This is a genomic window from Lysinibacillus sp. GbtcB16 (assembly GCF_019091145.1).
Lineage (GTDB): Bacteria > Bacillota > Bacilli > Bacillales_A > Planococcaceae > Lysinibacillus > Lysinibacillus fusiformis.
Genome location: NZ_JAGXJV010000001.1, coordinates 870,202 through 884,050 on the forward strand (window position 1 = coordinate 870,202; position 13,849 = coordinate 884,050).

The 13,849-nt window shown below is 39.2% G+C and carries 11 protein-coding genes; 7 read left to right on the top strand and 4 right to left on the bottom strand.

All coding sequences use genetic code 11. The annotated features are described in order from the left end of the window. Nucleotides 1-113 precede the first annotated feature (113 nt). Nucleotides 114-1,097 (top strand): biotin--[acetyl-CoA-carboxylase] ligase, encoded by a 984-nt coding sequence (locus KVT27_RS04260; RefSeq protein WP_217580792.1) that lies wholly within the window; start codon nucleotides 114-116, stop codon nucleotides 1,095-1,097. 53 nt (nucleotides 1,098-1,150) lie between these two features. On the opposite strand, the gene KVT27_RS04265 is transcribed toward KVT27_RS04260, so the two are convergent. From KVT27_RS04265 to KVT27_RS04275, 3 genes are read right to left on the bottom strand one after another with little or no spacing between them, the layout of a single operon-like run. Further along, nucleotides 1,151-1,987: a DUF4097 family beta strand repeat-containing protein gene (locus KVT27_RS04265; RefSeq protein WP_217580794.1), complete on the bottom strand. Its 837-nt coding sequence runs from the start codon at nucleotides 1,985-1,987 to the stop codon at nucleotides 1,151-1,153. Continuing rightward, the gene (locus KVT27_RS04270) at nucleotides 1,988-2,590 is read right to left on the bottom strand and encodes a DUF1700 domain-containing protein (RefSeq protein WP_036124612.1); all 603 of its coding nucleotides are present in this window, start codon (nucleotides 2,588-2,590) and stop codon (nucleotides 1,988-1,990) included. Then, entirely contained in the window at nucleotides 2,583-2,903 is a 321-nt protein-coding gene (locus KVT27_RS04275) for a PadR family transcriptional regulator (protein ID WP_008181900.1), read from the bottom strand. The genes KVT27_RS04270 and KVT27_RS04275 overlap by 8 nt, the downstream gene beginning before the upstream one ends. A 419-nt stretch (nucleotides 2,904-3,322) precedes the next feature. Between KVT27_RS04275 and panB the strand changes: the two genes are divergently transcribed. The 5 genes from panB to dinG all read left to right on the top strand — a co-directional run bounded on the left by panB (nucleotide 3,323) and on the right by dinG (nucleotide 10,783). After that, nucleotides 3,323-4,162: a 3-methyl-2-oxobutanoate hydroxymethyltransferase gene (panB, locus tag KVT27_RS04280; RefSeq protein WP_036124614.1), complete on the top strand. Its 840-nt coding sequence runs from the start codon at nucleotides 3,323-3,325 to the stop codon at nucleotides 4,160-4,162. Next, nucleotides 4,159-5,013, top strand: a complete 855-nt coding sequence (gene panC, locus KVT27_RS04285; RefSeq protein ID WP_036124616.1) for a pantoate--beta-alanine ligase — start codon at nucleotides 4,159-4,161, stop codon at nucleotides 5,011-5,013. The genes panB and panC overlap by 4 nt, the downstream gene beginning before the upstream one ends. A 2-nt stretch (nucleotides 5,014-5,015) precedes the next feature. Continuing rightward, nucleotides 5,016-5,399 (top strand): aspartate 1-decarboxylase, encoded by a 384-nt coding sequence (gene panD, locus KVT27_RS04290; protein ID WP_217580796.1) that lies wholly within the window; start codon nucleotides 5,016-5,018, stop codon nucleotides 5,397-5,399. Between the two features lie 272 nt (nucleotides 5,400-5,671). After that, complete coding sequence (locus KVT27_RS04295; protein ID WP_036124619.1) at nucleotides 5,672-7,795, top strand: 5'-nucleotidase C-terminal domain-containing protein; 2,124 nt, start codon at nucleotides 5,672-5,674, stop codon at nucleotides 7,793-7,795. 216 nt (nucleotides 7,796-8,011) lie between these two features. Next, on the top strand, nucleotides 8,012-10,783 hold the full coding sequence (dinG, locus tag KVT27_RS04300) for an ATP-dependent DNA helicase DinG (RefSeq protein WP_150907904.1): 2,772 nt from the start codon (nucleotides 8,012-8,014) through the stop codon (nucleotides 10,781-10,783). A 55-nt stretch (nucleotides 10,784-10,838) separates the two neighbouring features. Here the strand turns inward: dinG and KVT27_RS04305 are convergent, their stop codons facing one another. After that, complete coding sequence (locus tag KVT27_RS04305; protein ID WP_036147670.1) at nucleotides 10,839-11,552, bottom strand: TetR/AcrR family transcriptional regulator; 714 nt, start codon at nucleotides 11,550-11,552, stop codon at nucleotides 10,839-10,841. A gap of 256 nt (nucleotides 11,553-11,808) precedes the next feature. Between KVT27_RS04305 and KVT27_RS04310 the strand changes: the two genes are divergently transcribed. Further along, complete coding sequence (locus KVT27_RS04310; protein ID WP_208704486.1) at nucleotides 11,809-13,842, top strand: CocE/NonD family hydrolase; 2,034 nt, start codon at nucleotides 11,809-11,811, stop codon at nucleotides 13,840-13,842. Nucleotides 13,843-13,849 lie beyond the last annotated feature (7 nt).

Here is a 13,849-nt window from a genome sequence, read left to right on the forward strand (position 1 = left end):
GAAAGTGTGGGACGGCTTGTTTTTTATATCACTGATGGTCATTTCAGTTGATTTACAGTATGATTAAATTTAGTTACATAAAAAGCAGAGTTTACAAAAGGATTGATGTGAACATGACAATGTCCATGAAAGATGAAATTTTAAAAAGAATACTAGCTGCCAATGGAGAAGCGGTTTCAGGTCAAGAATTAGCGGATTCTCTTGGCGTCTCAAGGACCGCTGTCTGGAAACATATGCAGACGTTACAAGAAGAGGGCTACACATTTGAAACAATAAAGAAAAAAGGCTATGTATTAACGGGTGTACCAAATAGTTTAAGTCCCACTCAAATTGAACTTTTTTTAAAAACAGAGCATTTCGGAAGAGAAATTCATTATTTCGATATCGTAGATTCAACCCAAACGATTGCCCATAAGCTGGCACAGGAAGGCGCACCACATGGCACAGTCATTATTGGTGAAGAGCAAACAGCAGGACGCGGTCGGATGGCTCGTCCATGGGAATCAGTTCATGGTAGTGGTATTTGGATGACCGTTATCGTTCGACCGGATGTCACACCTCAACAGGCATCCTCTTTTACGCTTGTTGTAGCAGTCGCTGTCACTATGGCCATTAAAACACTATATAGCGATATTGAGCCAGCTATTAAATGGCCAAATGATCTATTAATTAATGGTAAAAAATGTACAGGTATTTTGACGGAAATGCAGGCGGAGGCAGATCTGGTACAGGCATTGCTAGTTGGCATTGGAATAAATGCTAACCAGGAGGCGGCTGATTTTTCACCGGAAATTGCAGATATTGCTACTTCCCTACGATTAGAAGCAGGAGAAGAAATTAATCGTGCGGCACTTGTAGCCTTAATTTTACAGTATCTAGAGCAATTTACAGAGCTATATATCGAAGAAGGCTTTGCTAGTATGAAAACTCTATGGGAACAGCTGTCTTGTACAATTGGTCAACGTATTGAGGTAACGACAATACGAGAGCGCTTTGAAGGAATTGCTAGTGGAATTACAGATGATGGGGTGCTACAGCTTACACAAGATGATGGATTGGTCCGCACCATTTATGCAGGAGATATCAAAATACTATAAAAAAGAAGCTGCAAGGTGCGTACCTGCAGCTTTTTTGATGACTTCAATTATTATTATTGGAGTGAAACATTGACATCACCATGCGATAAAGAAACATTTAGCTGGTCATCACTTTTATAAAGCTGAGTGATTGTGCCACTTTCTTCTGTGCCATTAACCGTTATATCGCCAAAACTTGTTTTTACTTCATAACCAAGATCACTTTGTTTATTTTGTAAGTGAAGCGTTGCATCTCCAAAGCTAGATGTAATAGTTGATGTCCCATTTAAAGTTCCAGCAATATGAATATCACCATGCTCACTTTCGATGTTTACACCATTACTAGAATATTGCTTGAAAGTTAAATCACCAAAGTCTTGTGTAATCTCTGTGCTTTCTCCAGTTATGTTGTTGAAGGTAATATCTCCGTAATTTTGCATCAGATTCAGCTGTTGATAATGCAAACCACGAAGGGTTGTATCGCCAAAATCACTATCTATTACAATCGTCTTGAGGTTAGTATTTGCTGGAACATAGATTTTGATAGAGGGAGAAGAAAAGCTAGAGAAGCCAAATTCAAACCCATTTTTTTTCTTAGCCTTTGTTTCTATCTGTAAAGTTCCATCTTCAATACGATATGAGACGTCTTGTTGTTCGAGTACATTCGTTTCTAGTTTATATTGGTCTTCAGTGGCGACAACGGTAATATCCCCATAATCATTCGCTATATTTATACTAGTAAACTTATCTAAGTTATACGATTCACTAACTAGTTTATTGCTTCCTGGCACGTGAATGCCATCCTCATCTTTGATAATGAACCATCGACCGCCTGAAAAATAGCCGACCAATGCTAGTAAAATACCAAACGCAATTATGGTCATGGCAATAAGGGAATTTTTAGAAGCCATTTACAAGCCCCCTTTCCTTGTTTTCGTTATTTTGTGGAACAATCTGCCCAATGTTTCTACAGAGAGAAGGACGGTTTTCTTAATAAAACGGGCAACGAATGGAAAGAGTAAGACACTCAACCCTGTAATGATTAAGCCAATACCCATAAATAATAAGGCAGTGGGCCAATGCTCTGTTAAAATAAAGATACCTGAAATAAGGGCTGCAATTCCCCCAATAAAAATACTTAAAATACCTGCTCCAATCGCAAAAATCAAACTAATAATGACAGCACCAAATGATAATATAAGGGCGATAGCTGTTGCAAGAAGTGGTAAAGAAAGTGGTGCAGAAAGTATAGCAAGAATAATAAGCCATAAAGCTGTCATATTCTTTTTGGTTGATTTCTCTGAAGTGTTTTCTAAATCCTTTAAGGCAAAATCAGCCAATATTTGTGAGGCAACATGAGAAGGGGAGCCTAGTTCTGAAATAACCTGTTGCTCATTATTCTCTCCTGCTTCATCAAAGTATTCTTCATAATAGGCAAGAGCAGCGTCCAGCTCTTGCGCAGGAAGGCGCCGTAATTTCCCTCGTAGCTTTTTCAAATAACTAGCTCTATCCATCTATATTCCCTCCTAAAAGTACACAATCAACCTTTTCCTTATAGACACGCCATTCTTTTAAAAGCTCTAATAAGCGTATACGGCCATGCTCTGTAATTTGATAATAGCGTCTATTTCTACCTTGATAGGGCTGATCGTAGGTAGTTAAGTAATCTGCTTTTTGTAAGCGACGTAATACGGGGTACAATGTAGACTCTGAAATATCCATGACTGATTGTACTTGCTGCGTTAAGGAATAGCCATAAGCATCCTCTTTGTCAACAATGGCCAATACACAAGCATCCAGTAAAGCTGAGCCAAGCTGAAATGTCATCTTTCCACCTCACATTCATTACTTATACTTCATTTTATATTATATGCCATATAGTATGTGGATAGTATATGACGTATAGCATTGATTGTCAAATTTTATAAATAAATGTTTTTACTATTAGAAAATAACATTTGAAGATTACAAGTTTTATTGTTATAGTATGTGCTGAAGGGCAGTATCCATTGTGAACGGCACCTTCAAAACGTAAGATCACATACTAACAAATATCTGCCTTGATCTTTATGACAGGGACGGAAGAAAACAATGCGTTCAAAAAGTAGCTTACTTTCTAAGTGAAGCTAGTACCTCTTGCTGAGATATGCAGGGGCTTTTTGCTAACGAACGAATCACAACCCTTCTGTCCATTTTGGAACCGAGGGGTTTTTCTGTTTTCTTCCCTTAAAAAGGAGGACTACAAAATGAGAACGACAACAGATTTTTTAAAGATGAAAGCGGCAGGCGAGAAAATTGTGATGGTGACTGCCTATGATTATCCAGCCGCTACATTTGCAGAGGCTGCTAATGTAGACATGATTCTTGTAGGGGATTCACTTGGAATGGTTGTCCTTGGCTATGATTCTACAATGCCAGTGACGGTAGCAGATATGATCCATCATGCGAAAGCAACGCGACGTGGGGCAAAGGACACTTTTGTTGTAGTGGATATGCCATTTGGTTCCTATCATGGTGATGTCAATGAAACATTGAAAACAGCCATTTATATGATGCAAGAAACAGGTGCTGACGCTTTAAAAGTGGAAGGGGCTGGTGATGTCATTCCGGTCATTCGAAAGCTAACAGCTGCAGGAATTCCAGTGGTTGCTCATTTAGGCTTGCTGCCACAATCAGCAGGAGTACTTGGTGGCTATAAGGTGCAGGGGAAAACGGCAGAACAGGCAACGCAGTTGATTGAGGATGCCAAGCAGTGTGAAGAGGCTGGTGCATGTGCGGTCGTTTTAGAATGTATCCCACATCAGCTAACAGAAATGATGTCTGCTAGTCTTGTTATTCCAACAATAGGTATTGGAGCGGGAGTCGAAGCAGATGGCCAAGTGTTAGTTTATCATGACATGTTAAGCTATGGGTCACACCATGTGCCAAAGTTTGTTCAACAATTTGCGGATATGGGGAAAGAGGCAAGTGAAGGAATGGTTCGCTATGTGGAAGCAGTCAAAGCGGGTACTTTCCCAGCTCAAAAGCATTTCTTCACAATGAAAGAGGATGCTCTCGACCAGCTATATGGGGGCGTCAAATCATGAAAGTCATCACAACGATACAAGCATTAACAGCTGAAATTCAGGCAGCAAAACAAGCCCATAAAACTATTGGCCTTGTTCCAACTATGGGCTATTTACATGAAGGCCATTTAACATTGGCTCAAACAGCACGTGCAGAAAATGATTTAGTTGTTATGAGTATATTCGTTAACCCCACTCAATTTGGGCCAAATGAAGATTTTGAAAGTTACCCACGGGATTTGCCAAGAGATATTGCGTTGGCAGAGTCTGTCGGTGTTGATCTTATCTTCGCTCCAAGTGTAGAAGAAATGTATCCACAGGATGGCGGAATTCGTATCCATGCTGGTGAACAGGCTATGATTCTTTGTGGCGCCAGTCGTCCAGGTCATTTTAATGGTGTGTTACAGGTTGTAGCTAAACTATTCCACCTTACGCTTCCAACAAGAGCCTATTTCGGTCAAAAAGATGCCCAGCAAGTGGCCATTATTACAACAATGGTACGTGATTTTAATTTTCCGTTAGAAATGCGTGTTGTACCTATCGTTCGTGAGGAAGATGGGCTAGCGAAGTCTTCTCGCAACATTTATCTAAGCGAATCGGAAAGAGAAGAGGCTCCTGCCATACATGAAGCACTACAATTGGCTCAGGATAGCTTTTTAGCGACTGGAGAGGTTGGGCACGCATTAGCAAAGGCCAAAGCCCATATTCAGGCACGAACTCATGGCCGAATTGACTATATTGAATTATTAGCCTACCCAGATTTGATACCAGTGACTGAAACGACACAACAAGTATTGTTGGCAGCTGCTGTGTATATTGGGCAGACTCGCTTAATTGATAATAGTATCTTTACTGTGAAAGAGGGACTATAAATATGTTACGAATGATGATGAATAGTAAAATACACCGTGCAACAGTGACGCAGGCGGATTTAAATTATGTGGGCTCTATAACAATCGATGAGGATATTTTAGATGCAGTCGGTATGCTGCCAAACGAAAAGGTACATGTTGTTAATAATAATAATGGCGCTCGTTTTGAAACGTATGTTATTGCAGGTGAGCGTGGTTCAGGTGTAATTTGTGTGAATGGAGCGGCCGCAAGACTCGTACAGCGTGGTGATATTGTCATTATAATTTCCTATGCGTATGTGGATAATGATGAGGCAAAGAATCATAAACCGACTGTGGCCATTATGGGAGCAGGTAATACGATTAAAGAAATGATTTCCTATGAACCCGAAGCAACAGTGATGTAAGACAAGAGAATGGTCCAGAATCAACAATGAGGAAAGTTGCTGGAAATTGAATTAAATAGGAGGATGGCAAGGCTCAATTAGTGTAGCCGAATAGCCATCCTCCTTTTTTATGTGGTTAAAACTACTACAAAAGTACTGGTAAAATTTTGTTTTTCTAACTATTAAACTAGTTTGTGAAATTAAAATTTTACAAATGTTCTAGTATTTTATGAGATATTTATGTAGAATTTAGTTGTTAGTACATCATTTTACTAGTGGAGGTATCATTTGTAATGGAAAATAAACGTAACAAATTTTTAACAGCTACTGCAGCAGCATTGGCTATCACAGCGGTAGCAGCAGCACCAGCATCAGCAGCTAGTCCATTTTCGGATGTAAAGGAAAGTCATGCAGATTATAAGGGCATTTCGACACTTTATGCGGCAGGTATTATTAGTGGATTCCCAGATGGTACATTCAAACCTGATACAAATGTCACACGTGGGCAAGCTGCAAAAATGATTGCAGGCGCATTAAAGCTAGACACGAAAGAAGTTGTAAATCCAAACTTTAAGGATATTGATACAGCTAATACGTATTACGGTCCAATCGCTGCATTAGTAGGATTAAAAGTTGTTTCAGGCTATGGAGACAACACATTCCGTCCAAACCAAACGATTACACATGGTGATTTGGCAAAAATCTTATCATCTATTCCTAACTTACCAGAATTAGAAGGTGCTAAAAATCACGAAGCTAGTAAAAGCGTAACACGTGGACAACTAGCAACATTGATTGCAGAAGCTCTCACAAAATTAAACACAGAAACGCCTGAAAAACCGGAAGATGCATTTACATTATCAGTTCTACATGTGAATGATACACATGCTCGCGCAAATGAATTACCGAAACTAGCAACTGCTGTAAAAGAGCAACGTGAAACAAAGAAAAATGTTTTAACATTACATGCTGGCGATGCATTTAGCGGTACTTTATACTTCAACGAATTCCATGGTCAAGCAGATTTAGCGCTATTAAATGAAATTGGCTTTGATGCTATGGTATTTGGTAACCATGAATTTGATTTAGGTTCATCGCCTGAAGGACATCAAGCACTTGCAGACTTTGTTAAAGGTGCTAAATTCCCATTTGTGGGTGCCAATACAGATTTCTCAGCGGATGATAAATTTACAGGCTTATTTACAGATTTAGTTTCAAGTGAGCCTGAAAACGGTAAAATCTATTCAGGTATTGTAAAAGAAATTGATGGAGAAAAAGTCGGTATTTTCGGTTTAACAACAGAAGAAACTTTGGATATTGCTTCTCCAGGTAAAGTGAAATTTACTAACTATATTGAAGAAGCGAAAAAGGCAGTAGCTGCATTTGAGGGTATGGGCGTTAATAAAATTATCGCTTTAACACATATTGGTTACAATGATAATCCAAATGTAGATAATGATATTTTACTAGCTAAAAACGTACCAGGAATCGATATAATTGTAGGTGGACATGACCATACAAAATTAGACGAGCCATTTGTTGTAGATACAAATACTGTAGGCGAAGCAAAAGATGCAACATTAATCGTACAAGCTAATGAATATGTAAAATATTTAGGAACATTGGATGTAACATTTGATGGCAAAGGTGTTGTCACTAAGTATGGTGGCGAATTAATCGACCTTGGTAAAGTTGCTGAAGATGCAGCATTAGTAAAATTACTAGCGCCATATAAAGCAAAAATTGATGAAGTCAACAACAAAGAAATCGGTGTGAAAATTACTCAGGAGTTAGCAAATCCACGTGCAACTGAAACAAACTTAGAAAGTGTACGTAGCAATGAAACAGCTCTAGGTAATATCATTACAGATGGTATGTTGGCAAAAGCGCAAAAATATACAGATAAAACAGTTGTCATGGCACTACAAAACGGTGGTGGTATTCGTGCAGCGATCCCAGCTGGCAATATAACTGTTGGACAAGTGATTACAGTATTACCATTCGGTAACACATTAGCATTAATGGATGCTACAGGAGCTGAGCTTAAAGCAGCATTTGAAGTTTCCTTGAAAAATGCACCAAAAGAAAATGGTGGTTTCCTACACATTGGTGGAGCGAAATTACAATATGATTCATCAAAAGAAGCAGGCTCACGTGTTGTTTCAATCGAATATTTAGATAAAGCAACTGGTAAGTATGTTGCACTAGAAGATGGTAAAACATATACAGTGGCAACAAATGCCTTCACTGCTAAAGGTGGAGACGGCTTTGATATGTTTGCTAAAGCATATGAAGAAGGTCGTGTTACAGATTTAGGCTTATCTGATTGGGAAAACCTACAAGAGCAATTACTATCATTAAAAGAAGTGAAAACAACAGCAGAAGGTCGTATTGTTGATGTTGCTAAAAAGCAATAATACCTTCAAAAGAATAGCTTACAAACGACATTCGCTTTAAATTATGTCACATCGCTATTTCCGCAACCTTAAGGATAACCCTGAGGTTGCGGTTTTTTTATTGTACGGCAGCAAAAGGGATTGAATATTAGACGGCATATAGGGGAGAAAGGATGCCGCTGAACCAAATATATGATAAAATTCTTCTTATCTAATGTGAACTGTGAGTTGAGATGTATGATGGAAAGTCAAAAATATGCCATTGTGGATTTGGAGACAACGGGTCATTCACCAGCAAATGGGGACCGGATGATTCAAATTGCCATTGTTATTATGAAGGATTGGGAAATTGAGCGTACCTATACGAAATTTATTAACCCGGGAAAAGCCATTCCATCGTTCATTCAAGATTTAACGCATATAACAAATGAGGATGTTAAGGATTCATATCCTTTTGAAGAACATGCGGATTACATATATGAGCTACTGGCTGATTGTGTATTTGTAGCCCATAATGCCGATTTTGACTTATCATTTTTACAAGCGGAATTTAAACGGGCTGGCCTTCCAAAATGGCAAGGTAAAAAAATGGATACAGTAGAGCTGGCAAAAATTTTGTTTCCGATGTCACTCGGCTTTAAGCTAGGTGACTTGGCAGCAGAATTAAATATAGAGTTGGCCAATGCACATCGAGCGGACGACGATGCTCGTGCTACTGCTGAGCTGTTCAAATGTTGTTGGAAAGAGCTTTTAAATCTTCCTCAATTAACATTAGAACAAATGCATAAGCGTTCATTTCGCTTAAAATCGAATATTTCTCAGCTTTTTTTCGAGGCCTTACAAATAAAACGTCAACATAAAACAAGCAATGAGAATGTGCATTATTACCGGAATTTTGCGATTTGTAATGGTCGTAATAAACATGACCATGCATCAGAGACAATTGATTATCCGCAAACGGTGGCTGATAAAACGGCATTAATGACAAAGGCCCTCCCGAATTTTGAGGAACGTCCAGCTCAATTCAAGATGATGGATACGATTTGGCAAGCTCTACATGAGCAAAAGGAATGTGTAATTGAAGCCTCTACGGGAATTGGCAAAACGGCGGGATATTTACTGCCAGCCATCGTATATGCTCGTACTGTCCATAAAAAAATCGCCATCAGTACCTATACATCCTATCTGCAAGAACAGCTTGTAGAGGAGGAGCTACCAAAGATAGAAAAAATCTTGGGAACAAAAGTAAATATTTGTGTACTCAAGGGGATGCAGCATTATATTGATCTAGATCGTTTTGAACAATCCATGGCATATGCGGACGAATCCTATGATGATACGTTTTCTATTTTACAGATTCTCGTTTGGCTGACGAAAACAGAGACCGGTGTGTTAAGTGAGCTGAATGTTTCAGGTGGGGGACAACTGTTCTTAGAGAAAATCCGCAAAATACCAAATGACAAACCATCTAAAGGCTTTGATTTCTATGAACAAGCGCTAAAGAACAGCGCATTTGCTGACTGTATCGTGACAAATCATGCTATGGTGTTAAGTGATTTAGTTCGTCAAACACCGATATTTACACAAATAGATGGCTGGGTCATTGATGAGGCACATCAATTTATACAGGCTGCGATGCAACAGGATGAAATAGTCTTCTCCTATACGCAATGGAAATATATTTTTGGTCAAATTGGCACAATGGAAGACACAGCACTTTATCAACTTTTTTGTGAAGCGGCGAAGAAGAAACAACGTGTGTCCATGCAAAGCTTACAGCGACTGGATGCTCAATTTATACGGTTACAGCGTGCATTTGATGAGACCATTCAACGAGCTGCACAAAGCATGCAACAACAGATGAAAGGCAAGCGAGCTAGTAGTAAGTGTACCTTATTTATAGAGGATGTAACGCTTGCCAAAGAGTCATTTTTACAAGTAAGTAAATTAACGCAGCAATGGCTTGATCTTGCGACTGAAGCAGCTCAAGCATTTGAAAATAATATTGAGCAATTAGATAAAAATGATAGGTATATTTTATCCGAATGGCATTATTGGATTCGAGAAGTGAAAATTAAAATTGCAGAGTGGGAAGACATTTTCCTGTCATCGCATGATGGAAGTTCGGTTTGGCTAGAATTCGATGTTCGAAGTGTTCCTGGCAGTTTACATGTTTTTAAGAAGCCAGCCAATGTCACACCGATTATTGAACAAGTGCTAGCACCTCTTCGTAAGCAAGCGAGCATTGTATGGACATCAGGTACATTAACGGTACCAGGCAATGAGCGTTTTGTTACACGACAATTAGGAATTTCTGATAGCGTTGAAGTGATAAAACTACAGGCACCGCCAGCCTATTACGCAGGTGCAAAGGCATTTATTGTCACGGATATGCCAGACATTCAGCATGTCAGCCAAGAAGAATATATTGAGGCAGTTGCTCATGCGATTACGAGGACTGTTAGAATGACGGAAGGTCGTTGCTTTGTGCTCTTTACAGCTCAGGATATGCTGCGGAAAACAGTCGAGCTCATTCAAGATAGTGAACTTTTAGATGATTATATGCTTTTTGCGCAAGGTGTTACAGGTGGTAGCCGTATGCGCATTCTGAAATCATTTCAAAAATTTAGCCACGCTGTTCTTTTTGGAACAAACAGTTTCTGGGAGGGTGTCGATGTTCCTGGAGATGCTCTTGCCTCTGTTATCGTTGTACGGCTGCCATTCTCTTCACCAGAAGAGCCTGTCTTTAAGGCGAGAGCTAAGCATCTTACCGCACAAGGACGCAATTCCTTCACAGAGTTGTCATTGCCCGAGGCTATTATGCGCTTTAAGCAGGGCTTTGGTCGCTTAATTCGTTCCTCTCAGGATAAAGGCGCATTTATCGTCCTAGACCGTCGAATAACTAGCAAATCCTATGGGAAAGAATTTATTAAAGCATTACCGCCAATTGATGTAAAGAAATTGCAGCTACCCGAATTATTAAAAGAACTGAATCATTGGCAAAAATAGAAATTACCCCTTTTAGCATGAGCTAAAAGGGGTTTTTAAGTGGTTACCAATAGATTTATAACTGTTGGTTGTTATGTTCCTCATCAAAAAGATTGGCATTTCGAACAATCTTAGTAATATAGCTCATAACGATTTCTGTTGCTTGTTGGGCATCATAGCTTTTTCGATTATTTAAAAGGTTAGTAAACATACCTTGCCAAATTAAGAGGGTGATTTCATTAATGGCATCCACATTACCCTCGGTTAAATAGCCTTCTTTTAAAGCGATCTCTAACATAGAACGCCCCCGTTTTGTCAGGCTGTGCTGAAACAGTATAGTCTTTAAATCTTCAGGGATATTAATTAAATCATTAGGGTAAAAGTTATAATAATTTTCCAATAGTTTTTCTGGTGTTTCCCCTAAATCCATAATAAAGACGGCATGAAAAATTTGTGGCTGTTTGAAGGAGTACTGGCAAAAACATTCCCAAGCTAATAAATATTTATCAATAGGGTCCTTGCCTCTTTCTATGTAACGAGCAACTTCGTTTGTATAGTCTTGCATGCACCTCATCGATGCAAAAAAGAGGAGATGAGAGATTTCTGAAAAATAATTGTAAATGGTTGCACTGTTATAACCAGCCTTATCGGCAACCTTTCTAATCGTGACATTTTCCATTCCTTCTTCTTCGATAATTTCCGCTGTGGCGTCTACAAAGTATTTCCACATACGACTCCTTTGTATTTCCTTTTTTTTCAAAGTAATAGCCCCCCGACGTACAATGGTCATGTAAAATTATTAGTTTAATTCGTATATTTATCATTTTATAAGCTAATTTAACCTTATTATAGCATAACAATTTTTATGTCTATCTCCCATTATAGCATTAGCTTTTAGCATTTTCAGTGTTGTGCATTGGATTTTCAAATGATATACTAATCACAATTATTTTATAATCATGATTACTAAATAATTAAGATTCGGAATAATTAGACGAAGTGGATGCAAGAACAAAAAGTTCAAACACAAGGGGAGGATTAAATCAATGAGTAAAAAAATTGTGACACAATTTGAGTGTACATATGAAACGATTGAAAACACATGGATTGAATTAGCAGACGGCACAAAGCTTTCTAGTCGAATTTGGTTACCGACCGTAGCGGCAGGACAAAAAGTACCGGCTATTCTGGAGTATATTCCTTATCGCAAAACAGATGGAACGAGAGCGAGAGATGAGCCTATGCACGGGTATTTTGCGGGACATGGCTATGCTGTTGTACGAGTAGATATGCGAGGCTCTGGTGAGTCAGATGGCTTATTAAAAGATGAGTATTTAAAGCAGGAGCAGGATGATGCGCTTGAAGTCATTGAATGGATTGCTAATCAAAGCTGGTGTGATGGCAATATCGGGATGATGGGGAAATCATGGGGCGGATTTAACTCTCTGCAAGTAGCTGCTCGCAGACCAAAGGCATTAAAGGCGATTATTACAGTAGGCTTCACGGATGATCGCTATAACAATGACATTCACTATAAGGGTGGTTGTTTATTAAATGATAACTTCTGGTGGGGCGCTATTATGTTAGCGTATCAACTTCGTCCGATTGACCCTCACATTGTTGGGGATAGCTGGCGTGAGAAATGGATGGAGCGCTTAGAAAATATGCCTTTATGGATGGCACAGTGGATGGAGCATCAAACAAGAGATGACTACTGGAAGCATGGTTCAGTTTGTGAGAATTACGATGACATTGAAATCCCTGTTTTTGCACTAGATGGTTGGGAAGATTCCTATACGAACACAGTCTTAAGTTTAATGGAAGGGCTTTCTGTTCCTAGAAAAGGCATTATTGGCCCATGGGCACATGTTTACCCACATGATGGAGTTCCTGGTCCAGCAATGGGCTTTTTACAAGAGGCTGTGAAATGGTGGGATCATTGGTTAAAAGGAATTGACAATGATGTAATGGATGGACCAATGGTGAATGTTTGGGTTGAAGAAAGCATGGAACCATCTGTTAAGAAACCAGTTAGCCATGGCTATTGGGTTGGACTGGAATCATGGCCAACAGCAGAAGAGGTACAAACGAAGGCGTATCAACTGACACATGGAAAATTAGTAGAGCAACGTAGTGATCAACAAGAACAGGTGCAATTAAAAACACCACAAAATCACGGTCTATTATCGGGAGAATGGATGGGTGCTGGAGTACTTGGCGAAAGTCCAGCAGATCAACGAGTTGATGATGGGATGGCTATGGTTTTTGAAACGGACATGCTAGAGAATCCACTAGAGATTGTGGGTTATCCGAAGTTTGAAGTGGAATTAATGAGTGATAAACAACATGCAATGCTATTTGCGCAGTTGTCAGACGTAGCACCAAATGGAGCTGTTACTCGTGTATCCTATGGGGTGATGAATTTAACACATTTGAATGGTCATGACCATGTAGAACTGTTAACTCCTGGTGAAAAAGTGAAAGCCTTTGTGCAATTAGATTGCTGCGGACATCAATTTAAAGCAGGGCACCGTTTACGCTTATCATTAGCCACAACATTTTGGCCTATGTTTTGGCCGATGCCAGAAGATGCTACATTAACATTAAATCTTGAAACAGCTACTTTCACATTGCCAACCTACCATGGACATCAAATAGCTGGACCCAATATGAATCCTGAAAGTGCACCATTAACACCTATCACAACACTCCAAGAAGGAAGAGTGGATCGTTCTATTTCATACGATATTTTAACAGATACATGGACATGTATTACAGATGGGGTTGGAGGCGTTTTTGGTGAAGGGATATATCGCTTTGATGACATTGATGTCACGGTAGAACATAATTTGAAGCGGGAATTAACCTTAACGAATGCTGATCCATTGTCAGCTCAGTATACAATCTATCAAAAAATGAAAATAGGTCGTGAGGGTTGGTGGATTGATGCCGATATTACGGTTACTAAAACATCTACTCTAGAGAACTTCCAAATTGTTGGGGAAATGGCGATCAAAGAAAATGACAAACAGGTCTTCCATAAGGAATGGGATCAAAAAATTAAACGTCATGGCTTGTAAATAACAT